Origin of the sequence: Paractinoplanes ovalisporus, assembly GCF_016834655.1 — a bacterium.
Taxonomy (GTDB): domain Bacteria; phylum Actinomycetota; class Actinomycetes; order Mycobacteriales; family Micromonosporaceae; genus Actinoplanes; species Actinoplanes ovalisporus.
In genome coordinates, this window is record NZ_JAENHP010000004.1 from 145,426 (window position 1) to 171,460 (window position 26,035).

A 26,035-nucleotide genomic window follows, 5' to 3' on the forward strand; every position below is an offset into this window, starting at 1 on the left:
GGAACCCGGCCGGCCGGAGATAGAACCCGGGAAGCAGAAATCCGGTCGTCGGAGATCAGAATGTCGGCCACCTGTGGACGGGGTCGTTGGTGCGGTGCAGCTCCCAATATCGGAGCAACATCTGCTGCAACGCGTCAACCCGGGAAAGCCCCCGACGCTCCCCCGCAAGGACGGCCTCGGTCTGCCAGGAAGCACCGTTGCGCCGCAGTCGGCAACGTTCGTCGATGACGCCGAGCAGCCGGTCCCGCAGGGCAGGCTCGACGCCGTAACGGTCGAGCCCGGCATGAGCCTTGGGAAGCAGAACCGACCGCACGAGCTCGGCAACCGGCACCTCACCCAGCCCCGGCCAGGCGAGGGTGGCATCGATCCCGCCGACGGCACCGGCGTGGAAGTTGTCGCGGGCGGCGGCGAACGACAGCCGCGACCAGATCGGACGCTCCTCCTCGGCCAGCTGCCGCACCAGCCCGAAGTAGAAGGCGGCGTTGGCCAGCAGGTCGGTCACGGTGGGTCCGGAGGGCAGCACACGGTTCTCGACGCGCAGGTGCGGCCGCGAGTCCATGACGTCGTAGACGGGCCGGTTCCAGCGATAGACGGTGCCGTTGTGCAGGCGTAACTCGCCCAGCCGGGGAACGCCGCCGGCCCGCAGCACCTCGCCCGGGTCTTCCTCGGAGAGGAACGGCAGCAGGGGCGCGAAGAAGCGAACGTTCTCCTCGAACAGGTCGAACACCGAGGTGATCCAGCGCTCGCCGAACCAGACGCGCGGGCGTACGCCCTGGGCCTTGAGTTCTTCCGGACGGGTGTCGGTGGCCTGCTGGAACAGCGCGATCCGGGTCTCGGCCCACAGGCGGCGGCCGTGCAGGAAGGGCGAGTTGGCGCCGATCGCGACCTGCACGCCGGCGATCGCCTGGGACGCGTTCCAGAAGCGGTCGAAACGGTCGGGCGGCACCTGCAGGTGGAACTGGACGCTGGTGCAGGCCGCCTCGGGGGCGATCGAGGTGCTGGCGCTGCGCAGCCGTTCGACGCCGCGGATGTCGAGGTCGAACTGTTCGCCGCGAGCGCCCGCCATCTCGTCGTTGAGCAGCCGATACCGCTCGTTGGCGCTGAGGTTCTCGAGCACCAGGTGGTCGGCGGTGAGGGTGGGAAGCATGCCGATCATCACGAGCCCGCAGTCGGTCTTGTCGGCGGCCCGGCCCAGGCTTTCGAGCAGGTCGTTCTCATAGTCGGCGAGCCCCTGGCCGGCGATCGACCGCGGCGGGGCGTTGAGTTCGATGTTGAACTGGCCGAGCTCGGTCTGGAACGCCGGGTCGCCCAGCTGGGCCAGCACCTCGGCGTTGCGCATGGCCGGCCGGGCCCGGTCGTCGATCAGGTTGAGCTCGATCTCGAGTCCGGTCATGCCGTCACTGCTGTCGAAGGCGTGCTGGTCGAGCATCTGGGCGAAGACGTCGAGGCATCGGCGGACCTTCTGCCGATAGGTGGCGCGATCTTCGGGGGCGAATCCGACGGTCGCGAGTTCCTTGCCCACATACCCTCCCGGGCGGCCGGGGACAGAACGAACGTCGATCACCACTGTGTGAGCGAGTGCGTGCGCTCGGTCTACCTTGCCATCCGTGAGGGAGTGACGCCAGACAGCAACGAGCCGCCGTCCCGGATTGCGGGCGGCGGCTCGACTGTGGATCTCAGGCGCGGCGGATGGCTTCGCCCTCGATCTCGATCTTGATCTTCTTGCTGACCATGACGCCGCCGCTCTCGAGGGCCATGTTCCAGGTCAGGCCCCAGTCCTCGCGGTCGATCTCGGCGGTCGCGCTGAAACCGAAGACGGCGAAGCCGTACGGGCTCTGGCCGGCGCCCTCGAACTCGACGGTCAGCTCGACCGGCTTGGTCACACCCTTGATGGTGAGCTCGCCGTCGAGCACGAACTCGGCGCCCGCGTGGCTCTTGATGCCGGTGCTGCGGAAGTCCATGGTCGGGTACTTCTCGGACTCGAAGAAGTCACCGCTGCGCAGGTGGTTGTCGCGGTCGGTCTGGCCGGTCTCGATGCTGGCCGTGTTGATCGACGCGGTGACCGAGGACTGCAGCGGGTCCTCGCCGATGGTGATGACGGCCGAGGCGTCCGCGAACTGACCGCGAACCTTGCTGACCATCAGGTGGCGCGCCACAAAGCCGACCCGCTTGTGTGCGGCGTCCAGGTCGTACGTTCCGGCGGCCGGGATCTGCAGACCCTCGAACGCGCGGGTGTTGGCGACGGACTCGGTCATGACTGTGTCCTTCTCTCAAGCACTGTGTGGTCGGTGTTTGTGTGACGGAGCAACTATATGCCAAGCAATATTCCCTGTGTCAAGTGCTCGGTGTAGCATGTACCCGTGAGTACGGACTTGAATGACCCCCGTTTCACGGCCTTCGGGCTCTTCGCCGAGGCGTTCACGGGGCTGACCAATCGTTTTGCCGCCCAGTTCGAGGAGCACCGCCTCTCCGCCGTCGAGTTCGAGGTGCTCATGCGTCTGGCCCGCTCCCCCGGCCGGCGTCTGCGCATGACCGATCTCGCCGGTCAGACCTCTCTGTCCACCAGCGGCGTGACCCGCGTGGTCGACCGCATGGACCGCGACGGCCTGGTTCGCCGCGAGGCCTGCCCGAGCGACCGGCGCAGTTCCTTCGCCGTGATCACCGAGGCCGGCCTGCGCCGCCTCGACGAGGTTCTTCCGGGTCACCTCGAACTACTCCAGCAGTGGTTCATCGGCCAGCTGGGCCCGGCCGAACTCGACGACATGCTCGGATCACTCCGCAAGATCCGTGACGCGGTCAACCCGTGCGCCACGGCGGGCACGACCGAGGAACGCTCCGCGGCCTGAAAGCACAACCCGCCGAAGTCAACATAAAGCCGTCCGTGACCACCGCGCCGGAATGCTTGGGGTAAACCGGCAGAACTACCGGCAGAATCGGGCGACGCGCGGGTCTAAACGGACAAATCTCCCAGGAAGGGCTGCGCGCCGCCGCTACTGTGATCCGCGCAAGGGGGATGCGGCGCGACCGAGGCGACGGCGGGGCTTGACGGGGGAGCTTCGTTCTCGCCGCTTAACTGGTGGGGCGTTGTGACGGTCGGCGCGTGGGGGGCACGCTACGCCGACCGTCCACGCCCACCCAGGACCCTTTCCACCATCTCGGCGCCGAGCGTCTCGCGCTCGCGGGGCAACAGCGTGATTCCACTCGCGCGACACATCTGACCGAGCCTCAGCACGGCGGTGTCCCGCTCGTCCTGGTCGGGCGTGCTGACGATCAGCCCGACAAGAGCCTCCACGACGTCGCGCGGATCATGAGCGCCGTCGTACGCCTCGGCGGCCCGGGCAAAACACTCGGCCGCCCGCTTCGATTCGCCCCGGCGCAGCGCCACCGCCGCCTCGACCACGGCCGCGGGACCGTCCTGGGGCTCGTCCTCCTCGGGGCTCAGCTGTTCGACCACGACCGTGGCCTCGTCGAGCCGCCCGGCGTCGGCCAGCGCCAACCCGATCGTCGCCAGCAGCCGCCGCCGGTGCCCGGGGTCGCCCAGCCGCACCAGCTCGGTCATCGCCCGCCGGCCCAGCCGCGCCGCCTCGGCCGGCCGCCCGTCCAGGCGCTGCACCTCGGCCAGGTTGGCCTGGGCCAGGGCGCGCAGCCGCTTCTCGCCGCCGCGACCGGCCAGTTCCTCGACCGCGGCCAGCCGGCGGCGCGCGGCGGGCAGATCACCCTGCCGGATCTCGTGCCAGACCAGGTTGTTCTCGGCCACGGCCATGTCACGGGCCTGGCCGCCACGCCGGGCCAGCGTCAGGGCGGCCTCGCCGTGCCCACGCGCCCGGTCGAAGTCGCCGACGCTCATCCACAGCCCGGCCAGCTGAGCGTGTGCGGTGAGCTGGCCCGCGGTGTCGTCGAGCCGCGCGAACTCGGCCAGCGCCGCGCTCGCCGAGCCGATCTCGTCGGCACCGTCCCCGTGCTCGCGGGCGAGCTGGGCCAACCCGATGCGCGCCCAGGCCCGGACGGCCGGGTCGGCGTCGGTGGTGCGCGGGTCGTCGAGCAGGCGGCGCAGCCACTGGCGGCCGGTCACGTCGCGCCCGCGGAACCGCCACCAGCGGGGCAGCGCGGCGGCCAGGCGCAGGGCGGTGTGCGGGTCTTCGCCGGCGGCGTAGGCCAGCGCGGTGCCGAAGTCGCCGGCCACGTCGTCGAGCCGGCCGGCCGCCTCGGGCAGCTTGGCGCCGGTCAGGTCGGGCCAGATCTCGTGGGCCAGGTCGGCGAGCACCCGCGCGTGCCGGCGGCGGCCCTCGTCCAGCTCCCCCTCGGCCGCGGCCCGCTCGGCGGCATAGTCACGGACGACGTCGAGCAGGCGGAACCGGAACGTGCGGCTGCCGCGCACGCTGAGCAGACCGAGCTCGAGCAGGCGGTCGAGCAGGTGCACGACGTCGGTGCGGGGGTCGTCCAGGAGTTGTTCGGCCAGGCCGATCGACCACCGGTAGCGGAACATCGCGAGGCGTCGCAGCGCGCGCTGTTCCTCGGGGTTGAGCAGCCGGTAGCTGGCGGCGACGGCGTCGCGCAGCGAGATCGAACCCGGGCGGTCGAGGTCGAGCAGGCGGTCGCCGTACCGGTCGAGGATCTCGGGGATCGTGAGCACGCGGCCGCGCGCCGCCGCCAGTTCGATCGCGAGCGGCAGGCCGCCCAGGCGACGGACCAGCGCGGCCAAGGGTGCGATCTCGTCGGGTTCCGGCCCGGTGCGGCGCACCTGGCCGAGGCGTTCCAGAAACAGGGAGACCGCCGGGTATGCCGTGACCTCTTCCAGCGTGTCCGCGGTCTCGGGCGGGGGCGCGGTGAGCGGCGCCAGCGGCCAGACACGTTCCGCGGGCAGGCCGATCGGATGCCGGCCGGTGGCCAGAAACCGCAGGGTGGGCAGGCGTTCGAGCAGGCGGGTCAGCATCTCGGCGGTCGCGTCGGCCGACCGTTCGACGGCGTCGACGAAGACCAGGGCGGCCCGGCCGTCGAAGTGGGCGGGCAGGTCGTCGGGGCGGCCGACCCCGAACTCGGCGCAGATGCTGCCGAGCATCTCGCCCACCGTGCAGCCGTCGGTGACCACGATGCCGGCGACACCGCCCGGATAAGCCGTGGCCGCCCGGTGGGCGGCCACGAAGGCGAGGCTCGTCTTGCCGACCCCGGCCAGGCCGACCAGGGTGATGCCACGCGGGCCGTCCGGCGCGGTGAGCTGGGACGCCATCTCGGCCAGGTCGTCGTCGCGGCCGATCAGCTCGCCGGTCGGCAGCACCCGCAGGAAGCCGGTGGCGGGCGGGGCGTCCTCGGTGGACTGGCCACGGGCCGCGGCCAGGAACGCCTCGCGGTCGGCGCCGGCCAGCCCGAGCGCGGCCGCCAGCAACTCGACGGTGGTGCGCTGCGGCCGGGAGGCACGGCCGCGTTCGAGATCGCGGACCGTGCGCACGCCGACCGCGGCCCGGGTGGCCAGTTCGTCCTGGGTCAGGCGGGCGCGCAGACGCTCGCGCCGGAGTACGGCGTCGAATCCGCCCTGCTCCGGCGCGTCTTCGGCCCCGTTTTTCGCCCCCACGACACCGAACTTAGGGTGGGTTCAGGTGCGCGGCGAGCAGAGATCCGCTCTTGTCGGATTGCGGACCGAAGCCAGGCCATCAAAAGCCACTAAAGCCCCAGCCCACGGGCGATCAACATGCGCTGCACCTCGGAGGTTCCCTCGCCGACCTCCAGGATCTTGGCGTCCCGGTAGAAGCGGCCGACCGCGGACTCGTTCATGAAGCCGTAGCCGCCGTGCACCTGGGTCGCCCAGCGGCTGTTCTCCATGGCCGCGTTGCTCGCGTTCAGCTTCGCGATCGCGGCGTGGCGCTTGAAGTCCTCGCCGGCGAGCATGCGGGCGGCCGCGTCGTAGTAGCCGAGACGCGCGATGTGGGCCCGCATCTCCATGTCGGCGATCATGAACTGGACCGCCTGGTAGGTGCCGATCGGCTGGCCGAACGCCTCGCGCTGGCCGGCGTAGCGGACCGACTCGTCGACGCAGCCCTGGGCGAGGCCGACGGAGAGGGCCGCGATCGCGATCCGGCCCTCGTCGAGGATGCGCAGGAACTGGGCGAACCCGCGGCCGCGCTCGCCCAGCAGGTTGGCGGCCGGGACGCATACGTCGTCGAAGGCCAGCTCGTGGGTGTCCGACGCGCACCAGCCGACCTTGGAGTAGCCGGGCGCGACGGTGAAGCCGGGTGTTCCCGACGGCACGATGATCGTGGACAGCTCCTTGGACCCGTCCGGGTTCGTGCCGGTGACCGCCATGACCGTGACCAGGCAGGTGATGTCGGTGCCGGAGTTCGTGATGAACGCCTTGCTGCCGTTGATCACCCATTCGTCGGTCGCCTCGTCGTAGACCGCGCGGGTCTTGGTGCCGGCCGCGTCCGACCCCGTGCCGGGTTCGGTGAGGCCGAAGGCGGCCAGCGCCTCGCCCGAGGTGAGCCGGGGCAGCCACTGTTCCTTCTGCTCGGGCGTGCCGTAACGGTGGATCGGCATGGCGCCCAGCGAGACCGCGGCCTCGAGCGTGACCGCCACCGAGCTGTCCACTCTGGCCAGTTCTTCCAGCGCGACGCAGAGCGCGAAGTAGTCACCGCCCATGCCGCCGAACTCCTCGGGGAACGGCAGGCCGAAGAGACCCATCTTGCCCATCTGACGGATCACGTCGTACGGGAAGGTCTTGTTCTCGTAGTGCTCGGCGATCACCGGCGCCACCTGCTCGCGCGCGAACTCCTGCACGCTGACGCGCAGCGCCTCCTGCTCCTCGTCGAGCCGGAAGTCGACCATGGTGTGCTCCTGTCAGACGGGCGTGACGCCGTGGCGCCGACGGGCGAAGAAACGCTCCTTGCCGCGGGCGGCGCGGTAGCGGCGGATGAGTTCGTCGCGCAGGTCGCCCGGCTCGACGACGGTGTCGACGACCAGCTCACTGGCCAGTCGCATGATGTCGATGTCCTGCTCGTACTCGGCGCGGCGCGCGGCCACGAAGGCGGCGCGCTCGGCCTCGTCGGTGATGGCGGCGATCTTGTTGGCGTAGACCGCGTTCACCGCGGCCTCGGCCCCCATCACCGCGATCTTGGCGGTGGGCAGGGCGATCGTGGCCTCGGGATCGAAGCTCGGGCCGGCCATGGCATAGAGGCCGGCGCCGTACGCCTTGCGGACCACCACACAGATCTTGGGCACCGTGGCCTCGGAGATCGCGGTGATCATCTTGGCGCCGTGCCGGATGATGCCCTGCTTCTCGACCGCCGAGCCGACCATGAACCCGGGCACGTCGCAGAGGAACAGCAGGGGGACGTTGAAGGCGTCGCAGAGCTGCACGAAACGCGAGGCCTTGTCGGCGGAGTCGGGGAACAGGACGCCGCCCTTGAACATCGAGTTGTTGCCGACGACGCCGACGACCTCGCCGTTCAGCCGGGCGAACCCGATCGTGAGCTCCTTGGCCCAGAGCGCCTGGATCTCGAAGAACGAACCGGCGTCGACCAGGCCCTTGATGTAACGCCGCATGTCGAAGGCCTGGCGCTCGCTCTCGGGAACCAGCGCACCCAGGTCGGTGCCGGGCGACGCCTTCGCCTCGGTCACGGGCGGCGCCTGCTCCCAATTGGACGGAAGATAGGACAGATACCCCCGTACGGTGTCGAGCGCGTCCTGCTCCGTCTTGCAGAGGAAGTGGCCGACACCGGACTCGGCACAGTGCACCCGGGCCCCGCCCATCGCCTCGAGCGTCGTCTTCTCGCCGGTGACCATCTCGACCATGCGGTCGGAGCCGAGGTACATGCTGGCGTTGCCGTCGACCATGGCCACGATGTCGCAGAAGGCCGGGATGTATGCCCCGCCGGCCGCCGACGGGCCGAACAACGCGCACGCCTGCGGGATCGCCCCGGACGCCTTGACCTGGGTGTGGAAGATCTTGCCGGCGCCACGACGACCGGGGAACAGGTCGACCTGGTCGGTGATGCGCGCGCCGGCCGAGTCGACGAGATAGATCATCGGTACGCCGTACTGCACGGCCCGCTCGATGATCCGGATGATTTTCTCGACCGTGCGGGCGCCCCAGGAACCGGCCTTGACCGTCGAGTCGTTCGCCATCAGGCAGACCTCACGGCCGTCGACCCGCGCGATCCCGGTGATCACACCATCGGCGGGCAGGCCGTCGGCCATGCTGTTGGCATAGAGCCCGTCCTCGACGAAGGAGCCGTCGTCGACCAGCAGCGCGATGCGTTCACGGGCGAAGAGCTTGCCCTTGGCGGCGTTGGCAGCGTGGTAGCGCTCGGCGCCGCCGGCCAGGACCCGCTTGCGGACCTGGGCGAGCGCCTCGTCGTGGGTCACGAGGTTGTCGGCCATCGGCCCTCCTGAACGGTCGTTAAAGTTTAACGAGCGTTAGGTTAGCCCATTGCGTACGCACGCGGCAACGACGGACGGGAGCCTCCGCCGGCTGCGGAGACTCCCGTCCGTTTCACTGCTCCCGGCACCGTGGAGGGGCACCGGTTACTGCCCGACGCCTCGTGGCGCCGTTCGGGTCGCACCCGGGACCGGTGCGACCCGGTCTTTCGCTAACCCCCGTGGGAAAGCGGGTTTCAGCGCAGGGTGTTGAGCAGACCCAGGCTGCCGACCCCGCCGACGGTCTCGGTCAGGCCCGAGATCGGGGAGGCCTCGGTGTCACGGCCGCCCTTGCTCTTGCTGTCCGAGCCGGTCGCGTCGTCCTGCACGTCGCCGTAGCCGGCGTTGTCGTCGGCCGGCTCCTCGCCCGCGGCGTCGTCCTGCACGTCGCCGTAGCCCTTGTTGTCGTCGCCGCGGACGCCGCCGTCACCCTTGTAGTCGTCGTCGTCCACGTCGCCGACACCGTTGACGTCGTCGTCCTTGCCGCCGTGGCCGTGGCCGTGGCCCGGGCGGTGCGGGCGGCCCCAGTCGTCGCCGTCCCAGTCGCGGTCACGGTCGCGGAAGTCGAAGCCCCCACCGTTCGAGCAGGCGGCGGCGGAGTGCGCCGAGCCCAGGATGCCGAGCGAGTTGCCGCAGACGTTGACCGGAACGTTGATCGGCACGGCGACCTGGGTGCCGTTCAGGATCCCGTTGTTGGCGCCGGTGGCCTGCACGAAGTCGTCACCGTGGGTGGACTCGTTGCGGGAGATGGCGCGGCTGCTCGCGCTGCCCAGCAGGGCGGCCGAGTTGCCGGACAGGTTGATCGGCAGGCTGATCGGCGCGTAGAGCTGGGTGCCGTTCAGGATCCCGTTGTTGACGCCGGTCGCCTGGACGTTGCCGCCACGGCCGCCGCGGTGACCCTGGGCGCTCTCGCGGTGCCGGTTGCCACCGCGGTGGAAGTGGCTGCCGCCACGGGTGTCGTTCGAGCAGATGGCCTGCGAGTAGGCGCCGCCCAGGATGGCGAGCGAGTTGCCGCAGACGTTGATCGGAACGTCGATCGGCGCGTAGATCTGCGTGCCGTTCGCGATGCCGTTGTTCACTCCGGTGAACTGGGTGTCGCCACCCCAGCCGCCGCGGGCGCCCTCGGTCGTACGGGCGCTCTCGGTGTGGTTGACGCCGACACCGGTCGCGCTGGCGCCACCGAGCACGGCGGCCGAGTTGCCGACCACGTTCACCGGAACGCTGACCGGCAGGTAGGCCTGGGTCCCGTTCGCGATGCCGTTGTTGGCGCCGGTCACCTGGGCGTCGCCCCGCCGGCCGCTCTCGGTGCGGTTGACGCCGATGCCCCGGGCGTCGGCCGCGCCGAGGATGGCGAGCGAGTTGCCGACGACGTTGACCGGGACGTTCACCGGAACAGCGATCTGGGTGCCGTTGAGGATGCCGTTGTTGGCACCGGTGACCTGCTTGCTGTCGGCCTGCGCGGCAGCCGGGGCGAACAGCAGGGCGCCAGCGGCCAGGACGCCGACGCTCAGAGTCTTACGAACCCAAGTCTTCATGAGAAAAGAAATGCCTTTCAATAATGTTTCGGCAAATGGTGTGACTTATTAAGTTGGAGGCGTGCCGGACTGCATTCGGGCGCAGCGGTGCCCTGGCTCGGTTTCTTTCTGCCCTGACCCCGCTTGTCGACGCGCGCCCATCCGGCGCTTCGGTGCGGTGCGTGTGATTCAGGCATGAGCGATTCGCCGCTTGTTCGCAAGCGGTTCGGGAATCGGGCCGGAACGCGACACCGAAGCCGGTGCCGGGAGGGTTCGCCGGCGGTCGGGCGGACCGCCGGGCGCCATCACTCAGTCAGGTGAGACGGTCGGTGCCTCGGCGTCGTGCCGCCGGGCCTCGACATCGGACGCGATCGCCGCCGCATGGCTGGCCATGGTGCTGTCTGCGATCGCAACCGGCAGGAAGGCCGCGGAGCCACCTTCCGTCGGAGTCCCCGACCCGCTGGTCGGAGTACCGCTGACGTCCCCGAGGTGCAGCCGCAAGGGCGCGGCTGGTCCGTCACCGCCGGGGGTGCTTTCCTCCTGCTCCGTCGCCGGCTCCGCGGACACCGCGTGAGCGGCCCGATGGTGCCGGTGGGCGGACGGTGCGGAGGAGGCCCTGCCGTGCTTGATCCGGACGACGGCGTGACCGCCGGTGGCCGGGGCCGGCTTGGCCTGGTGAACCGGGGTGCGGCTCGGTTCCGGTTCCGTCTCCCGCTCGGTTTCCTGCGGGAGGGCTACCGGCTCCTCCTCCGCGAGCTGCGGGGAGTCGTCGGCCGGGAACTCGTCGGTGAGCCGCTGGTCGGGCGCCGCTTCGCCGGTAGGGCGGTGTGGGGCGGCGACCTCCCCCAGGACCTTGTCGATGCCGGTGAGGGCGTCCACAGTGGTCCCGGACGAATCGTGGCCGGCCGGGTCGTCGTCCGTCTCCGCCGGGCGGGTCAGAACCTGCCGGGGGACGTCGAGGATGTCGGCCACGATGTGGCGCTGGTGATGTGCCGGTCGGGTGTTCTCCAGCGGCTGGGCGGCCGCCTGCAGGAGCCCCAGGACCGGCGAGTCGGCGTCCGAGCCCAGCACGGACCCGAGCAACGAGCCGTCCGGCCCGTCCGCGTGGTCCGCCGCCTGAGCCGCGGTGCCGGTGAGCAGCCAGGCCGCACCGGCCAGGCCGCCGACGACGAGCACACGCAGACCCCACCGGATGCCGGTGTGTCGCGCGCGGTTCTCCGACCGCCGCTCCGCCCCCTGGATGTGAGGCGGCAAGGGCGTGGAGTCGCCGGCGGGCGCATCCGACGGCAACGGGTACGCCGCGCGCGGCATGCGCTCGACCCCCAGTCCCGTCATGATCCGCCCCTCGTCGTGTCGACTGAACCGGTGGCGGATCCGCCGCATTCGGCGATATCGGCCACTCGATATTGGTAACGAAACGACGGGGACCGGGTCACGCGGACAAATAGGAAAAATGATCGCGGGTCAGTGCGAAGTAATTCACACCAATCTGGTACGCGGCCCCGCACGCAGCACACCCGACGGGAGGGTGCGGCCGAGCATCTTCTCGGCCGTTTCGGCCACGCTGATCAGGCGATCGAGGTCGATTCCGGTGTCGATGCCCATGTCGTGGAGCATGTGGACGACCTCTTCGGTGGCCACGTTTCCCGAGGCGCCCGGGGCATAAGGACAGCCACCGATCCCGCCCACGCTGGCGTCGAACTCGGTGACCCCGAGGTCGAGCGCGGTCAGGATGTTGGCCAGGCCGGTGCCCCTCGTGTTGTGGAAGTGCAGCAGGTCGGGGCGTACGGCGGAAAGGAGGTCGCGCACGCGGCGCGGGGTCGCCATGCCGGTCGTGTCGCCGAAGGCGATGCGGTCGGCGCCGTCGGCCCGGACGCGGGCGACGATGCCGGCCACCCGATCGGGGTCGATGTCACCCTCGAACGGGCAGCCGAAGCTGGTCGCCACGATGACCTCGACCGTCGCCCCGGCCTCGTGGATCAGCGGGGTGAGCGACGCGATGTCGTCGAGCGACTCCTCGGTCGAGCGGTTGAGGTTGCGCCGGTTGTGAGTGTCCGAAGCGGACACCACGACCTCGATCTCGCGGAAGCCGACGGCCAGCGCACGCTGGGCCCCCCGGGTGTTGGGGATCAACGCCGAATAGCGGATCCCGGGACGGCGGTCGACCCGGGCCCACACCTCGTCGGCGTCGGCCATCTGCGGGATCGCCTTCGGGTGGACGAAGGAGACCGCCTCGATCCGCCGGACCCCGGTGCCGCTGAGCGCGTCGATCAGCGCGACCTTGGCGTCGGTGGGGACGGGCTCCTCGTTCTGCAGGCCGTCTCGGGGCGCGACCTCACGGATGCTCACGGATGTCATCGCACTCACCGCATCCGCGACACGATGCCGGTGTCGTAGTCGCCGGAGAGGAACTCGTCGTTCTCCAGCAGCTCGGCAAAGAACGGCAGGTTGTTCTTGGGGCCGGCGATCTGGAACCCGGCGACCGCACCCCGGGCCCGGGCGACCGCCTCGTCGCGGTCGGCGCCGACGACGATCAACTTGGCCATCAGGGAGTCGTAGGACATGCCGACCGTGGTGCCCTCGGCGTAGCCGGAGTCGATGCGGACGCCTTCGCCGGACGGCTCGACCCAGGTGGTGATCGGGCCGGGACCGGGGAGGAAGCGTTTCGGGTCTTCGGCGTTGATGCGGAGCTCGATCGCGTGACCGCTGGTGGCGGTGGTGATGGTGGTTTCGAGACCGGATGCGATCAGCAGCTGCTGCTCGACCAGGTCGATGCCGTGGATCAGCTCGGTGATCGGGTGCTCGACCTGCAGGCGGGTGTTCATCTCGAGGAAGAAGAAGTCGCCCGTGGCCGGGTCGAGCAGGCACTCGACGGTGCCGGCGTTGCGGTAGCCGACCGCCTCGCCCGCCTTGACCGCGGCCGCCAGGAAACGTTCGCGCAGCTCGGGCCCGACGGCCGGGCTCGGCGCCTCCTCCACCAGCTTCTGGTTGCGGCGCTGCACCGAGCACTCGCGCTCGGAGAGGGCGATCACGCGGCCGTCGGCCAGGCCGAGGATCTGCACCTCGACGTGGCGCACACGGGGGAAGTAACGCTCGAGCAGCACATCGCCGCTGCCGAACATGCGCTCGGCGAACGCTCGCACCTTCTCGAACTCGGTGCGCAGCGCGGCCTCGTCGTTCGCGACGGCCATGCCCATGCCGCCCCCGCCGGCGGCGGCCTTGACCATGATCGGGTAGCCGATGCCGGCGGCCGCCTCGACCGCCTCGCCCTCGGTGGCGACCGGCTCCTGCGTGCCCGGTGCGACCGGGACGCCGGCGGCGGCCATCAGGTTGCGCGCGTTGATCTTGTCGCCCATCGCCTCGATCGCGTCGGCGCTCGGACCGACCCAGATCAGGCCGTTCTGCTCGACCAGGCGGGCGAAGGCGGCATTTTCGCTGAGGAAGCCGTAGCCGGGGTGGATGGCCTGGGCGCCGGTGGACTTCGCGGCGGCCAGGATCGCCTCGGTGTTGCGGTAGCTCTGGGCCGGGTTGGCCGGGCCGACACACACCGCCTCGTCGGCTTCGAGGACGAACGGCATGCCCTCGTCGGCGTCGGAGTGGACCGCGATCGTCCGGATGCCGAGCCGTCGTGCGGTCCGGATGATCCGGCGGGCGATCTCGCCCCGGTTGGCGATGAGCAGCGAGTCGATCATCGTTGACCTTCTCTTCTCCTGTGATGTGGCCCTTGTGGGGCACTCTCTCTGGTGCGGCCGCCTTACCGCCCGGTCAGGGCGTGCATGGTGGCCTCGCGCAGCAGCGCCGCGCGGCGACGGCGGTCGACCTCGCCGCCGAGGAAGGGGGTCGAGTTCATCAGGCCGAACGCCGAGTGGGCGAGCACCCGTGCCTCGGGGGCGTCGAGCTCGGGGCGCAGCATGGCCAGCACGCCCACCCACTCCTCGACATAGAGGCGCTGGAGGCGGCGGATCTGGCGGCGCGGCTCTTCGGGCAGGCGGTCGAGCTCGTGCAGGTGCAGAGCGATGACGGCCGGGTTGGCCAGCGCGAACTCGACATGGAAGTCGATCAGGTCGGCCAGCGCGGCGCTGGCGTCTTCGGGGTGCTGGCCCACGCGGGCCTTGCCGCCGTGCAGCAGGCTCTCGCTCACCGGGATCAGGGCCGCGACCAGCATCGCCTCTTTGCCGGCGAAGTGATGATAAAGCGCCGGCCCGGTCACCCCGGCCGCGGAACCGATGTCGTCCATCGACACGCCGTGGTAGCCACGGGCCGCGAACAGACCGACCGCGATCTCGAGGATCTCGTCGCGGCGCGACCGCCGCCGGGGCGCGGGCGGGCCCTGGCGCTGCTGCTGATCAACCGTTGTCACGAGGCCACTTTAACCCGCTGTCAAGCCCTGGCCTTAACGGGCGTTCAGGATGTGGAACGGCCCTCCAGGGCAGCCACCGCCTCGTCGTGGACCCGCACCGCGATCTCGCGGGTCGGGGCGTTGTCGGGCATGCGCTCCAGCAGCGCCCGCAGCAACGCCACGGCCTCGGCCGGCTGTCCCGAGCGCAGCAGCGCCTCGCCCAGCATGCCCTCGATGCGGTCGGCCTGATCGGTGGCGCCGATCGCCGCCAGCCGCTCGGGAGCGCCGCGCAGGTGGGGCAACGCCTCGGAGTAACGCCCCCGGGACATCAGCAGATTACCGGCCTCGTACGCGGTCAGGTTGCGCTGGAAGATCGCGTTGGGCTCGGCCGCGAGCTCACTGGGCAGCGCGTCGAACTTGGCACCGATCTCGGCGATCACCTCTTCGCCGCGCTCGGGCTGGTCGGCATAGTGCAGAGCGCTCACCGCCCGGCGCAGGGCGCGCAGCTCGCCGATCGGGTCTTCGGCCTCGCGCAGGGCCGACGCCGCGGCCAGGAACAGCTCGGCCGCCTCGGCGTCGCGGTCCATGTCGAAGAGCAGGCCGGCCGCGTCTTCGGTGATCTGGCCACGACCGGCGGGGTTGTCGGCCAGCCGCTCGATCAGGGTGCGGTAGAGGACGAGGGCGCCGTCCCGGTCGCCGATCTCCTGATAGAGCCCGGCCAGCATGTAACGGGTGTTGTCGGCGGTCTCGTCGTCGTCCAGCTTCTCGAAGATCGCGAGCGCTTCCTCGGCCACCTCGGCCGCCTCGACCGGCCGGCCGGCCATCCGGTAGGCGCGGGCCAGGTCGCCCCGGGCGTAGGCGCCGCCCGCTTCGAGGTCGTTCTCGGCGCAGAGGGCCACGGCCTCGGTCAGGTCGGCGATCGCCTCGTCGGGGCGGTCGAGGCGCAGCAACGCGTTGCCCCGGCCGACCCGCGCGGTGAGGGCCATGTCGTCTTCCCCGACGGCGAGCACGGCGCTGAACGCCTCGACCTTCTCGGCCGGGTCGTGGGTGGTGTTGCCCCAGTAGATGGCGGCCTCGGCCATCCGGCGGGCCGGCCCGTTCGCGCGGTAGAACTCCCATCCCGCACGCGCCGCGGCCGCGGCCTCCTCGTGCCGGTGGGCCGCCATCCGGTTGCGGGAGCGCCACATCGCGTGCATGGCGACCATGCGCGGGTCGCCGGTCTCGGCGGCGTAGGCGTCGCCGCGGTCGCCGGCCTCGTTCGCCTCGTCGATGCGCTCGTTCATCAGGTGCAGAATGGACAGTCGGGCCCACGCGTTGGCCCGCTCGAACGCGCCGCCGTGTTCTTCCTGGTAGGTGACGTCGGCCCGGATCGGTTCCTCGTCGACCTGGTCACCCTCGTATCCGTGGTTGATCGCGATGCGGGCCCGGAGCGTGCTGGCGTCACCGGTCGCGCCCGCCTCCTCGAACAGCTCGAGCGCCCGCGACCAGTGCTCGGGCGACTGCCGGCGGTTGCCGATCATCAGCTCCCGGCGGGCGCGGAGCAGCGGGTCGTCGAGCGTGGGGAAGCGGGCGTCGAGAGCGGCCAGCGTCGCTTCCAGATCGTCGTCACGGTCGGCCCGCCAGTGCTGCCTCGCCAGGTCGAGCAGTTCGGCCGCATCGGCTGCAACCGGGACCTCGTCGACCGGGGCGGGAGCCGGCATGACGGGCGCCGGGGTGGGGGCGGCTTGGCGGGCGGTCGGCGAGAGGGTCAGCACCGACGCATACGGCTCGGCGTTCAGGCTGTCGGCGATCGACCGGCCCTGGTGGTCGGTGCCGTTGCGCTTGTCGAACCGGGCGGCCAGGTCGGTGGCGCGGGCGGAGAGTTCGGCGGCGAGGTCGGCGGCCGTGATGTCGCCACGTTCGCGCCGGTGGACGACCGCGTCGCCGTGGCCGAGCTCGGTGAGGCGGCGCAGAAGCATCGCGGCGTCGGCCGAGAAGTGCATCTCGGCGGCGGGCGAGGGCGCGTTGTCGAGCCAGTCGATGTGCCGCTGCAGGATCTCGAGGCCGCGGTGCTCGTTGCCGGTGCGCGCGCAGAACGCCAGGTGGGTGCCGAGGTTCCACAGGTCGGCCAGGTTGCCGCGCTCGAGACGGTAGGACCGGCGGTGGGCGTCGGCCGCCTCGTCGAGCCGGTCGGTGCGAAGGTAGGCCACCATCAGCTCACGCAGGATGCCCTGGGGCTGCTCGGTGCAGGTCAGCTCGCCGGCCAGCACCGGTTCGGCGGTCGCCACGACGTCGGCGAAACGGTTGCGCTCGTTGTAATAGGCGGCGACCGAGGACGGGTCGCAGCCGATGCAGTCGGAGAGGTCGTCGCGGGGTGCGGCCTGCCAGCGGGCGAACCACTCGTCGGCCTCGGGCGAACCGACGTGGTCGGCCACGATGTAGCGGTGTTTGTAGACGGCCTGCATGCTGTGGCCGTCTTCCCGGTAGCGGCGTTCCATGTCGTCGAGCACCGCATAGGTGCGGTCCAGCGGGATCTCGGGGAAGTTGGTCATCGCGTTGACCATGGTCTTGAAGTGCCACAGCAGGGTGTGCTTGCCGCTTTCGTGGTGCGCGCCGGGGTTGCGGTCGAAGTCGGCCAGGCTCCAGGCGAAGGTGACGAACGCCTTGGCCGGCTCACCGCCGTACGTGTAGGCGTTCGTGGCCAGCAGCCGCACGTGGAAGGCGAGTTGCGGGTCGTTCACCGTGTCGGCGTGGCGCAGGACCTCTTCGACCAGGGCGATCTGGGCCGCGCCGTGCGGCAGCGAACGGGCCTGCCGGCACAACTCCCACAGCTCGTCGGCTGTCCTCATCTGTCCTCCCCCGGGACGGCCCGGTCCAGCAGGCCCATGAACGAACTGGTCAGCAGCGCGGCGTCGGCCGGGCGGATCGGGTGTTGCCCGAGCATCAGGGCCTGGCCGTACAGCGACTCGACGGCCAGGCCGGCGAGCTCGGGGTCGGCGAGCGCGGTGATGCGGCGTACGAGGGCATTGCGGTGGTTGAGCACGAGCTGCGGACGGTCGACCGTCGTCACGCGGGACAGTGCGTCGAGCACCCCGCCCCACAGGTCGTCGGCGGCGTCACGGCTCTGGGTGAACTGCTCGTTGAAGGCGGCGGCGCGGCTCACGAGATAGAGCGCGGGGACGGTCGCCGGGTCGAACCCGCGGACCACCACCTCGCACCCGAGCCGGTCGAGGCGGCGCTGGGCAACGGCCAGGAAGGGGCGCAACCGCAGCTCGGTCTCGGTGTCGACGGCCGAGAACCGGGCCGCGACGTCGGACGGCTCGAGCCGCTCGGCCCGCACCTCGCGATCTACAGTGGCCAGACGCTCGACGATGTCGGAGTTGTAGACGATGCCGCCGTTGATCACGCCGAGGTCTTGAGCGGCGGCGATCGACGCGAGCTGGCGGAACTCGTCGTGGCCGGCCGCGTAACGCAGCACGCCGTGGCGCTCGCGGAACTCGGCCAGCGTGACGAAACCCATGTTCGTCTCGAGCGGCACCCACTGCTCGACCAGGCGCAGCATCTCGTCGTCGTGCAGGGCCAGCGCCTTGACGCCGAGGTGGTGGATGGAAAGGAACTCGCCGAGGCGGCGCGGGTCGGTCGAGGCGAGACGCACCAGCCAGCCGCGCAACTGGTCGGCGATGGCCTGGCGGGTGTCGGCGAGCAGGCTGTCGTCGTAGAGCGCCTCACGGCTCGCGGTCGGGCGCAGTTCGGTGCTGTCGACCACACAGCGGGCGAAGAACGCCCACTCGGGCAGCAGGCCCTCGACGCTCTCGGCCAGCAGCATGCGCTTGAGATAGACGCGATGACCACCGCGGGCGGCCGGGTTGACCGGGGTCGGCAGGACGAACGCGGCGCCGGTCAGGCCGGCCTCGGGCACGTCGAGCGGCACCACGTCGAGCGGGCGGAAACCGAAGACCTCTTGCGCGTACGCCACCAGGTCGCCCCCGCGCCACGGCAACTCGCCGGTGGTGACCGGCACGTCGTCGACCTCGACCCGCACCGGGAGCAGAGAGCCGTAGAGCCCGGCCAGTTCGCGCACGGTCTCGGCGGTGAGCAGCGTCTCGGAGCCGCGGCGGGGCAGCAGCGTGACCGTCGTGCCGGGTTCGCGCTCGTCGCCGGGGCGCACTTCGTAACGCCCGTCGGAGTATCCCGTCCAGAGCACGGGCTCGGCGCCGGCGCGGCGGGTGTGCACGCGGATCTCGTCGGCCACCAGGAAGCAGGAGAGCAGGCCGATGCCGAACTGGCCGAGGAACTCGTGGCGGGCGAAGCCGAGCTCGTCGCGTTTCGAGCTGCGCCCGATCGTGGCCAGCAGCTCGTGCACCTGGGCCTCGGTCAGGCCGATGCCGTTGTCGGTGACGCGCAGCATGTCGGAGCCGGTGGTGATCGAGACCAGCCCGGGCCCGCCGGCCGCGGTGATCGCGTCGACCGAGTTTTGCAGCAGCTCACGGACATAGACCCGGGGGCTCGCATAGAGGTGGTGGCTGAGGAGATCGACGATGCCGCGGAGATCGACCTGGAACGTGTTGCTCACGGCGGAGAAGGTACCGCGAACGGGCGACAGAAACGGGGCGGTTTCCCACCCGCCCCGTTTCGGTTCGTCAGCTCAGACCGCCCGGCTCCGGGCCCGTGGCGATCGGGGCGCGCACCAGATTGCCCCACTCGGTCCACGAGCCGTCATAGTTGCGGACCTGCGGATATCCGAGCAGGTGGCGCAGCACGAACCAGGTGTGGCTGGACCGCTCGCCGATCCGGCAGTAGGCGATGATGTCGTCGCCCGACTCCAGGCCCAGCTCGTCGCGATAGATCTTGGTGAGCTCGTCGGCCGGCTTGAAACTGCCGTCCTCGTTCGCCGCCGACTTCCACGGCTTGCTGACCGCGCCCGGGATGTGCCCGCCGCGCAGCGCACCCTCCTGCGGATAGGCCTCCATGTGCGTCAGCTCACCCGTGTATTCCTGCGGGGAACGGACGTCGACCAGCGGGCGGCCGCTGCTGATGTGCCCCATGACCTGGTCACGGAAGGCCCGGATCTCGGCGTCGTTGCGCACCGGCACCGGATATTTCGCGGCCGGCCGCTCGGTGCGCTCGCGGGTCAGCTCGCGGCCCTCGGCCGCCCACTTCTGCCGTCCGCCGTCGAGCAGGCGCACGTCGCGGTGGCCGAACAGGCTGAAGACCCAGAGGGCGTACGCGGCCCACCAGTTGAAGTTGTCGCCGTAGAAGACGATCGTGTCGTCGCGGCCGATGCCCTTGGCCTCGCAGAGCGCGGCGAAGGCGGCCGGGTCGAGGTAGTCGCGGGTGATCTGGTCGTTCAGCTCGAGGTGCCAGTCGACCTTGACCGCGCCCGGGATGTGCCCGGTGTCGTAGAGCAGCACGTCCTCGTCCGACTCGACGACCACGAGGCCGGGAGTGTCGAGGTTCGCCGCAAGCCACTCGGTGGTGACGAGTTTGTCGGGATGCGCGTACGCCTGGAGCGCAGGCGCCGGATCGTTCGCAACAGACATGACTGTCACGCTAGCCCTTCGCAGCGCTCGATCCGGCGCGCTCTCCGTCACTCTTTGCAGCCCATCGGGGCCAGGGCCGGGCGCTTGGCCGTGACGAGCTCGCCCGACGAATGTCCGCGCAGGTGGCGGCCGACCCAGGGGGCCAGGTGCTCGCGGGCCCAGCGCAGGTCGGCGCCGCGCGCGAGCAGCCACGGGGTGGGCTCGGGCGTGGGTGGCACCAGCATCCAGTCCTCGTTCGCGCCGACACCGAGAGCGTTGAGCACGTGTCCGGCCGTGCGGCGGTGGCCGGCCGGTGAGAGGTGCAGCCGGTCGGGCGCCCACATGTGCGGGTGGTGGAACGCGTCGTCGGCGAACAGGTCGACCAGCAGGGTGTCGTAGCGCTCGGCCAGCATGGAGGCGCCGTCGTTGAGCACGGCCGCGCGCCGCCCGAGGATGGCGGGAAGGTTGACGGTGACGTCGGCGAACCGGAAGAGGATGACCTGGGCACCCGACTCGCGCAGCCTCCGCACCACGCCGTCGAGCTCCATCACGAGGGCGTGCGGGTCGACCCGTACGCGCAGGGCGTCGTTGCCGCCGGCCGCGATGCTGACCAGGTCGGGATGCATCGCCAGGGTCGGTTCCAGCTGCTCGTCGACGATCTCGTGCATGACCTTGCCGCGGATCGCGAGATTGGCGTAACCGAAATCGGGTCCCGAGTCGACCGCCAGACGCGCGGCCACCAGATCGGCCCAGCCCCGGAAGCTGCCGTCCGGGTACGCGTCGTTCAGGCCCTCGGTGAAGCTGTCTCCCATAGCAACGAAGCTTCGCCAAGCCATCGCCGCCCCCTTAACGCTCTTTTAATTTTTCCCGTGGGGAACACATTTCCACTCGATCAAGGCGCTGGGTAGCGTGACGCTGGCGACACTTCGATATAGGGGTGCTCCCGTGCGTCAACCTCCCTACGCTGCTCCGCATGCTGTTGCGAATGTCCACCTTGCTCCTGAAGACCCTGCGGGAGGAGCCGGCGGACGCGGAGGTGCCGAGTCATCGGCTGCTGCTGCGCGCCGGATACGTCCGCCGCGCCGCCCCGGGTGCTTACACCTGGCTCCCGCTCGGCAAGCTCGTGCTCGACCGCGTCTCGGCGATCCTGCGCGACGAGATGGCGGCCGCCGGCGGGCAGGAGGTCGCCTTCCCGGCGCTGCTGCCGCGTGAGCCCTACGACGTGAGCAACCGCTGGACCGAGTACGGCGACGACATCTTCACGCTCAAGGACAGGCGCGGCGGCGACTATCTGCTGGCGCCCACCCACGAAGAGATGTTCACGCTGCTGGTGCAGGACATGACCAGCTCCTACCGCGACTTCCCGCTGGTGCTGTTCCAGATCCAGACGAAGTACCGCGACGAGGCCCGGCCCCGCGGCGGCCTGCTGCGCGGGCGCGAGTTCCTGATGAAAGACGCCTATTCGTTCTCGCTCACCGACGACGGGCTGGAGGAGGCGTACGCCTCGATGCGCGTCGCCTACCAGCGCGCGTTCTCCCGGCTGGGGCTGTCCCACACGATCGTCTCGGCCATGTCGGGCGCGATGGGCGGGTCCGCCTCCGAGGAGTTCCTGGCCACGGCCGAGGTGGGCGAAGACACGTTCGTCGGCTGCACCTCGTGTTCCTACGCCGCCAACACCGAGGCCGTGGTGACCCCGGCGCCGGAATCGCCCCGGGTCACGGCGCCCGCGCTCGAGGTGCACGACACCCCCGACACCCCGACCATCGCCTCGCTGGTCGACCTGGCCAACGCCCGCGCCCTCGGCGGCCGCAGCGACTGGACGGCGGCCGACACCCTCAAGAACGTCGTGGTCACCGTGCACACCCCGGGCCGGCCGGACGAGGTTCTGGTGATCGGCGTGCCCGGCGACCGCGAGGTCGACCTCAGGCGGCTCGACGCCGCGCTCGCCCCGGCCACGGCCACCCTCTTCGACGACTTCGCGGCCCGGCCCGACCTGGTCAAGGGCTACATCGGCCCGCAGGGCATCAAGGCCCGCTATCTGGCCGACCCGCGGGTGGTCGCCGGCAGCGCCTGGCTGACCGGGGCGAACGAACCGGGCCGGCACGCCATCAACGTGGTGGCCGGTCGCGACTTCACCCCCGAGGGCACGATCGAGGCGGCCGACGTCCGCGCCGGTGACCCGTGCCCGGCCTGCGGGGCGGGCGAGCTGACCATGCGCCGGGGCATCGAGATCGGCCACATCTTCCAGCTGGGCCGGCGCTACACCGACGCGTTCAAGCTCGACGTGCTCGGCGTGGACGGCAAGCCGGTCCGGCCCACCATGGGGTGTTACGGCATCGGGGTGTCGAGGGCCGTCGCGGCGATCGCCGAACAGCACCACGACGAGCGCGGCCTGCTCTGGCCGGACGAGGTGGCCCCGGCCGACGTGCACATCGTCGCGGCCGGCAAGGACGGCCAGGTCGCAGCCGCCCTGGAGCTGGCCGGGGAGCTGGTCGCGGCCGGGCTGCGGGTGCTGGTCGACGACCGGCCCCAGGTCTCGGCCGGCGTGAAGTTCACCGACGCCGAACTGATCGGGGTCACCCGGTCCGTCGTGGTCGGGCGCCGGTCGGCCGAGGGTTACGTCGAATTTCGCGATCGCCGCACAGGGGAACGAAACGATGTGGCGGTCACGGACATACCACGTGTAATCGCTACTTCACTCGGGTAACCCCATTCACAACGGGAGGTGCATGCGCATGGCGAGGACGGCAGTCGCCGAGGTCATGACCCGGCAGGTGGTCTACCTGCCGGAGGCGACGATGCTGGACGAGGCCGCGCAGGTGATGCGTGACCGCGGCATCGGCGACGTGGTGGTGACCCGCGGTCCGACGATGATCGGCGTGATCACCGACCGCGACATCGTGGTCCGCGCGATCGCGGAGAATCTGCCCCCGCGCACGACCTCACTCGGCGACATCACCGCGCATGAGCTGATCATGGTCGAGCAGTCGGCCACGATCGACGAGGCGGTCCAGGCCATGCGCGAGCGGGGTGTCCGCCGGCTGCTGGTGTGCGACGCCGACCGCAAGGTGGTCGGCATCCTGAGCCTCAGCGACGTGGCGCTGCTCCCCACATCGGCGCCCGCCTAGGAGGGCCGCGTTACTGTCGGTGCCGTGACCGACATGCCCCAGAAACTCGCCGGGATCGTCGACGAGTTCGCCTCGGCGCCGCGCGACGTGGTGCTCGAGATGCTGCTCGAGTTCGCCGACGCCATGCCGCCGCTGCCCGCCGACCTGGCCGGGCACGACGGCATGGAGCAGGTGCCCGAGTGCCAGACCCAGTTCTTCCTCAAGGCCACGGTGCGGCCCGACGACACCGTCGAGGTGTTCTTCGACTGCCCGCCCGAGGCGCCGACCACGCGGGCCTTCGCGGGCATCCTGGCCGAGGGCCTCGAGGGGGCGACGACCACCGAGATCCTCGGGGTGCCCGACGACCTCTACGCCCGGATGGGTCTGTCGCAGGCGATCAGCCCGCTGCGGATCCGGGGCGGCACGGCGATCCTGTCCCGCCTGAAACGCCAGGTCGCGGCCCAACGCTGAGGGAGCGTCCCGTGGATATCCAGGTCTGGTCCGACGTTGTCTGCCCGTGGTGCTATCTCGGCAAGCGCCGGCTCGAGTCGGCCATCGCCGAACTCGACACCGAGGTCACCGTGACGTACCGGGCGTTCCAGCTCGACCCGTCCCCGGTCCCGCCCGGCCTTCCCCTGCGACAGGCGATGGAGGCCGGCATCGGCAGCCCGGCGCGCGTCGACCAGATGCTCGCCGCCGTTGCGTCGCTTGCGGCGGGCGCGGGCCTGGCCCTCGACTTCGACCGGGCCATCGCCGCCAACACGTTCGACGCGCACCGGCTGATCGCGTGGGCCGCGGGCCTGGGGCGTCAGCACGAGATGGTCAAGGCGCTGCAGCGGGCCCATTTCGCCCTCGGGCTCGACATCGGCTCCCGACCGGCGCTGGCCGCGATCGCCGGAACGGCCGGGCTGAACCCGGAGACAGCGGCCGCCTACCTCGACTCCGACGCCGGGTCCGATGCCGTGAACGCCGACCTGGCCGGGGCGCGCGAGCTGGGCATCACGAGCGTGCCGTTCTTCCTCGTCGACGGGAAGTTCGCCCTGCAGGGGGCGCAGGAGCCGGCGACCCTGGTCGAGGCGTTCAACGAAATCATCCGGCGGGAAGCGGTCGAAGCGGGTCGGTAGACCTCGCCACCCATCCGTGAATTTCGACGCCGGTCGATGAGGTTCCACGTGAAACGTGATCGACCAGCGTCGATACGTCAGCCGATCAGCTTGGCGAGGTCTTCGATCACCTCGGCGCCCGGCAGGGCACCCAGGGCCGGCCCGGCGATCGCGATCTTGCTGTGCCGCACCCCGGAGCCGATGATCACGTGCGGGGTCGCGGCCACCCGGGCGTCGACCAGGATGGGCCAGTCGGCGGGCAGGCCGATCGGGGTGATGCCGCCGTACTCCATGCCGGTCAGACGCACCGCGTCGTCCATCGGGGCGAAGCTCGCCTTACGGACGTCCAGGCGCCGCCGCACGACACCGTTCACGTCGGCGCGTGTCGTGGCGAGCACGATGCAGGCGGCGTAGCGGGTCTCACCGTCCCGCTTGCCGGCCACGATCACGCAGTTCGCCGAGACGTCCAGACCGACGTCGTACGCCTCGCAGAAGGCCGCCGTGTCGGCGAGCTGGGCGTCGATCGGAGCCACGAGCACCTGGTCCGCGTCGATCGGCGCGTCTTCGGGCCAGACGGTCAGCGCCTTGGCGACCGGGGTCGCGAGCAGGTCGGTGCGGGTCTGGGCGGGCTCGAGCTTCAGGGTTCCCATCACGTCCGCCATCCTCGCTCAATACCGCCCCGCCAGGTAGTCCTCCCCCGTTCGGGGCCGGGCGTGGGGCGCGCCCGTCAACAAGCCGCGATGTGCCCGGGCCCTCTTCCTCAGGAAGCGGCCTCGGCTGCCGACCGTCAGAGGGTGTGAGGGAGCGACGTGAAGGACGGGTCGGAACCGTCAGTGGGCTGGCACTTCTGGCCGGCGGGACAGCCATGGCGGCGTCCGTCGGCGGAGATCACCAGTCGCTGTCGGCGACGCTGTTGCTGGGCGCGCTGACGCTCGGGCTCGGGCATTCGCTGCTCGACGAGATCAAGCGTCAGGCCCGTCGCGCGGCGGCCCGTTGGTCGCGCTCCGACACCACCAACGCCGTTCTGCTCGGCGTGTGGGCCGAGACTTCGCTGCTCGCCAGCATCCTGCTGTTCCACTCGTCGGCCACGCGGGCGGTCGGTCTGGTACTCGCCGTCGCCTATGCCGCCGCTTGCGGCTATTTCGTCACCGAGCGCCGTCGTACGGTCGCCGAGACCACTCCCGCAGTCGCGGCTCCGGGCCGGCAGCCGACCGTCAAGCCGGACGAGGAGCCAGGCGAGGAGCCGGGCGCCGGGCACCTTCCGACGACGGTTGACCTCGGCGTCATCTCGCCGCCCTCGCCGACTGCGGCCGTGACCACTGCCGGCGACGAACCCCGTCGGCCGGAGGATGACGGGACGGTTCTGCACCAGCGCCACGGCGGCTTCTCCGGTCACGCCCCCACGGCCGGCCACGGCCCGATGATGTCGGCCCGGCGCCCGTCGGCCGGCCCGGCACCCGCCCTGCCCACCCACCCGATGTCGCACGGCCCGGCCAAGCACGGCCGTTCCGTGGCGCACGCTCCCGCCGCCCACATCTTCGCGGGCTCGGAAGCAGCGGGAGCGACCAACGCCGCCTGACAAGTGCTGAAGCGACGAGCGGGGAGGCACCCGACGTGCCTCGACGGCCGGGGCGCGTTGTGCGGCCCGATCAGGCGGGCAGGACCACGATCATCGGCGGCACCGGGACGCCGCCCGTGGTCTCGGTCGGAAGTTCCGGCGCCGGCAACCAGTCGAGCCCCAGCAACTCCGGACCCATCCCGTCGTCGATGCCGATGCGGGGCTCACCGTCGGCCACCGTCACCGCGAACACCGACGTCATGCCCGACGGGTAGGGCATCTCGAGAACGTGGCGGGCCGCGCTCACCACCAGCCCGGTCTCTTCGAACACCTCACGCCGGACGGCCTCTTCCGCGGTCTCCCCCGGTTCGAGGCCGCCGCCCGGCAAGGTCCACCACTCACCGCCACCGGATCGCCGACTGCGCTCATGCACCATCAGTACGCGGCCGTCCCGGACGATCACGGCAGCGGCCCGTTTTCGTTCGCTCACGAGACGCAGGCTAACCGGCC

Annotated in this window: 22 protein-coding genes; 6 read left to right on the forward strand and 16 right to left on the reverse strand. The window is 70.8% G+C overall.

Annotated elements, in window-relative coordinates; all coding sequences use genetic code 11:
* Positions 1-55 precede the first annotated feature (55 nt).
* Together JIG36_RS14825 and JIG36_RS14830 are read right to left on the reverse strand one after the other, a co-directional pair.
* Entirely contained in the window at positions 56-1,522 is a 1,467-nt protein-coding gene (locus tag JIG36_RS14825) for a glutamate-cysteine ligase family protein (RefSeq protein ID WP_203376871.1), read from the reverse strand.
* Positions 1,523-1,676: 154 nt separating this feature from the next.
* The gene (locus JIG36_RS14830; protein WP_203376872.1) at positions 1,677-2,255 is read right to left on the reverse strand and encodes a YceI family protein; all 579 of its coding nucleotides are present in this window, start codon (positions 2,253-2,255) and stop codon (positions 1,677-1,679) included.
* A 105-nt stretch (positions 2,256-2,360) separates the two neighbouring features.
* On the opposite strand from JIG36_RS14830, the gene JIG36_RS14835 reads away from it, so the two are divergent.
* Positions 2,361-2,846 carry a MarR family winged helix-turn-helix transcriptional regulator gene (locus JIG36_RS14835; protein WP_203376873.1) on the forward strand — a complete coding sequence of 162 codons (486 nt, stop codon included), beginning with the start codon at positions 2,361-2,363 and terminating at the stop codon, positions 2,844-2,846.
* A gap of 266 nt (positions 2,847-3,112) precedes the next feature.
* Here the strand turns inward: JIG36_RS14835 and JIG36_RS14840 are convergent, their stop codons facing one another.
* The 12 genes from JIG36_RS14840 to JIG36_RS14895 form a co-directional block, all read right to left on the reverse strand.
* The gene (locus JIG36_RS14840) at positions 3,113-5,569 is read right to left on the reverse strand and encodes an ATP-binding protein (protein ID WP_203376874.1); all 2,457 of its coding nucleotides are present in this window, start codon (positions 5,567-5,569) and stop codon (positions 3,113-3,115) included.
* An 89-nt stretch (positions 5,570-5,658) separates the two neighbouring features.
* On the reverse strand, positions 5,659-6,816 hold the full coding sequence (locus tag JIG36_RS14845; RefSeq protein WP_203376875.1) for an acyl-CoA dehydrogenase family protein: 1,158 nt from the start codon (positions 6,814-6,816) through the stop codon (positions 5,659-5,661).
* A gap of 12 nt (positions 6,817-6,828) precedes the next feature.
* Positions 6,829-8,370: an acyl-CoA carboxylase subunit beta gene (locus tag JIG36_RS14850; protein ID WP_203376876.1), complete on the reverse strand. Its 1,542-nt coding sequence runs from the start codon at positions 8,368-8,370 to the stop codon at positions 6,829-6,831.
* Between the two features lie 233 nt (positions 8,371-8,603).
* Positions 8,604-9,941 (reverse strand): chaplin family protein, encoded by a 1,338-nt coding sequence (locus JIG36_RS14855; RefSeq protein ID WP_203376877.1) that lies wholly within the window; start codon positions 9,939-9,941, stop codon positions 8,604-8,606.
* 288 nt (positions 9,942-10,229) lie between these two features.
* The gene (locus JIG36_RS14860; RefSeq protein WP_203376878.1) at positions 10,230-11,255 is read right to left on the reverse strand and encodes a hypothetical protein; all 1,026 of its coding nucleotides are present in this window, start codon (positions 11,253-11,255) and stop codon (positions 10,230-10,232) included.
* A gap of 144 nt (positions 11,256-11,399) precedes the next feature.
* Positions 11,400-12,278, reverse strand: coding sequence for a hydroxymethylglutaryl-CoA lyase (locus tag JIG36_RS14865; RefSeq protein ID WP_203376879.1), 879 nt, complete (start codon positions 12,276-12,278; stop codon positions 11,400-11,402).
* A 5-nt stretch (positions 12,279-12,283) separates the two neighbouring features.
* A complete protein-coding gene (locus tag JIG36_RS14870) occupies positions 12,284-13,612 on the reverse strand; it encodes an acetyl-CoA carboxylase biotin carboxylase subunit (protein ID WP_203376880.1) in 1,329 nt (442 codons plus the stop codon).
* Positions 13,613-13,674: 62 nt separating this feature from the next.
* A complete protein-coding gene (locus tag JIG36_RS14875) occupies positions 13,675-14,280 on the reverse strand; it encodes a TetR/AcrR family transcriptional regulator (RefSeq protein WP_203376881.1) in 606 nt (201 codons plus the stop codon).
* Between the two features lie 44 nt (positions 14,281-14,324).
* Positions 14,325-17,087, reverse strand: coding sequence for a tetratricopeptide repeat protein (locus JIG36_RS14880; RefSeq protein ID WP_203376882.1), 2,763 nt, complete (start codon positions 17,085-17,087; stop codon positions 14,325-14,327).
* Positions 17,084-18,811 carry an HSP90 family protein gene (locus JIG36_RS14885; RefSeq protein WP_203376883.1) on the reverse strand — a complete coding sequence of 576 codons (1,728 nt, stop codon included), beginning with the start codon at positions 18,809-18,811 and terminating at the stop codon, positions 17,084-17,086. Before JIG36_RS14885 ends, JIG36_RS14880 begins: the two co-directional genes overlap by 4 nt.
* A 67-nt stretch (positions 18,812-18,878) precedes the next feature.
* Positions 18,879-19,778: a sulfurtransferase gene (locus JIG36_RS14890; RefSeq protein ID WP_203376884.1), complete on the reverse strand. Its 900-nt coding sequence runs from the start codon at positions 19,776-19,778 to the stop codon at positions 18,879-18,881.
* A 47-nt stretch (positions 19,779-19,825) separates the two neighbouring features.
* Complete coding sequence (locus JIG36_RS14895; protein WP_203376885.1) at positions 19,826-20,593, reverse strand: SGNH/GDSL hydrolase family protein; 768 nt, start codon at positions 20,591-20,593, stop codon at positions 19,826-19,828.
* A gap of 137 nt (positions 20,594-20,730) precedes the next feature.
* Between JIG36_RS14895 and JIG36_RS14900 the strand changes: the two genes are divergently transcribed.
* The 4 genes from JIG36_RS14900 to JIG36_RS14915 are packed head-to-tail and all read left to right on the forward strand — an operon-like array spanning position 20,731 to position 23,988.
* Positions 20,731-22,464 carry a proline--tRNA ligase gene (locus tag JIG36_RS14900; protein WP_203376886.1) on the forward strand — a complete coding sequence of 578 codons (1,734 nt, stop codon included), beginning with the start codon at positions 20,731-20,733 and terminating at the stop codon, positions 22,462-22,464.
* Positions 22,465-22,492: 28 nt separating this feature from the next.
* Positions 22,493-22,885: a CBS domain-containing protein gene (locus JIG36_RS14905; RefSeq protein WP_203376887.1), complete on the forward strand. Its 393-nt coding sequence runs from the start codon at positions 22,493-22,495 to the stop codon at positions 22,883-22,885.
* A 24-nt stretch (positions 22,886-22,909) separates the two neighbouring features.
* Positions 22,910-23,335 carry a SufE family protein gene (locus JIG36_RS14910; RefSeq protein WP_203376888.1) on the forward strand — a complete coding sequence of 142 codons (426 nt, stop codon included), beginning with the start codon at positions 22,910-22,912 and terminating at the stop codon, positions 23,333-23,335.
* Between the two features lie 11 nt (positions 23,336-23,346).
* The gene (locus tag JIG36_RS14915) at positions 23,347-23,988 is read left to right on the forward strand and encodes a DsbA family oxidoreductase (RefSeq protein ID WP_203376889.1); all 642 of its coding nucleotides are present in this window, start codon (positions 23,347-23,349) and stop codon (positions 23,986-23,988) included.
* 77 nt (positions 23,989-24,065) lie between these two features.
* On the opposite strand, the gene JIG36_RS14920 is transcribed toward JIG36_RS14915, so the two are convergent.
* On the reverse strand, positions 24,066-24,617 hold the full coding sequence (locus JIG36_RS14920) for a YbaK/EbsC family protein (protein ID WP_203377404.1): 552 nt from the start codon (positions 24,615-24,617) through the stop codon (positions 24,066-24,068).
* Between the two features lie 146 nt (positions 24,618-24,763).
* Between JIG36_RS14920 and JIG36_RS14925 the strand changes: the two genes are divergently transcribed.
* Positions 24,764-25,546, forward strand: coding sequence for a hypothetical protein (locus tag JIG36_RS14925; RefSeq protein ID WP_203376890.1), 783 nt, complete (start codon positions 24,764-24,766; stop codon positions 25,544-25,546).
* Between the two features lie 70 nt (positions 25,547-25,616).
* Here the strand turns inward: JIG36_RS14925 and JIG36_RS14930 are convergent, their stop codons facing one another.
* Positions 25,617-26,015, reverse strand: coding sequence for an NUDIX domain-containing protein (locus tag JIG36_RS14930; protein ID WP_203376891.1), 399 nt, complete (start codon positions 26,013-26,015; stop codon positions 25,617-25,619).
* Between the last annotated feature and the right edge of the window lie 20 nt (positions 26,016-26,035).

What these genes read in the sequence shown, in the direction of transcription:
- JIG36_RS14830 (WP_203376872.1), bottom strand. Translation starts at nt 2,255, where the DNA reads ATGACCGAGTCCGTCGCCAACACCCGCGCGTTCGAGGGTCTGCAGATC.
- JIG36_RS14845 (WP_203376875.1), bottom strand. Translation starts at nt 6,816, where the DNA reads ATGGTCGACTTCCGGCTCGACGAGGAGCAGGAGGCGCTGCGCGTCAGC.
- JIG36_RS14850 (WP_203376876.1), bottom strand. Translation starts at nt 8,370, where the DNA reads ATGGCCGACAACCTCGTGACCCACGACGAGGCGCTCGCCCAGGTCCGC.
- JIG36_RS14855 (WP_203376877.1), bottom strand. Translation starts at nt 9,941, where the DNA reads ATGAAGACTTGGGTTCGTAAGACTCTGAGCGTCGGCGTCCTGGCCGCT.
- JIG36_RS14860 (WP_203376878.1), bottom strand. Translation starts at nt 11,255, where the DNA reads ATGACGGGACTGGGGGTCGAGCGCATGCCGCGCGCGGCGTACCCGTTG.
- JIG36_RS14865 (WP_203376879.1), bottom strand. Translation starts at nt 12,278, where the DNA reads ATGACATCCGTGAGCATCCGTGAGGTCGCGCCCCGAGACGGCCTGCAG.
- JIG36_RS14870 (WP_203376880.1), bottom strand. Translation starts at nt 13,612, where the DNA reads ATGATCGACTCGCTGCTCATCGCCAACCGGGGCGAGATCGCCCGCCGG.
- JIG36_RS14880 (WP_203376882.1), bottom strand. Translation starts at nt 17,087, where the DNA reads ATGAGGACAGCCGACGAGCTGTGGGAGTTGTGCCGGCAGGCCCGTTCG.
- JIG36_RS14890 (WP_203376884.1), bottom strand. Translation starts at nt 19,778, where the DNA reads ATGTCTGTTGCGAACGATCCGGCGCCTGCGCTCCAGGCGTACGCGCAT.
- JIG36_RS14895 (WP_203376885.1), bottom strand. Translation starts at nt 20,593, where the DNA reads ATGGCTTGGCGAAGCTTCGTTGCTATGGGAGACAGCTTCACCGAGGGC.
- JIG36_RS14900 (WP_203376886.1), top strand. Translation starts at nt 20,731, where the DNA reads ATGCTGTTGCGAATGTCCACCTTGCTCCTGAAGACCCTGCGGGAGGAG.
- JIG36_RS14905 (WP_203376887.1), top strand. Translation starts at nt 22,493, where the DNA reads ATGGCGAGGACGGCAGTCGCCGAGGTCATGACCCGGCAGGTGGTCTAC.
- JIG36_RS14920 (WP_203377404.1), bottom strand. Translation starts at nt 24,617, where the DNA reads ATGGGAACCCTGAAGCTCGAGCCCGCCCAGACCCGCACCGACCTGCTC.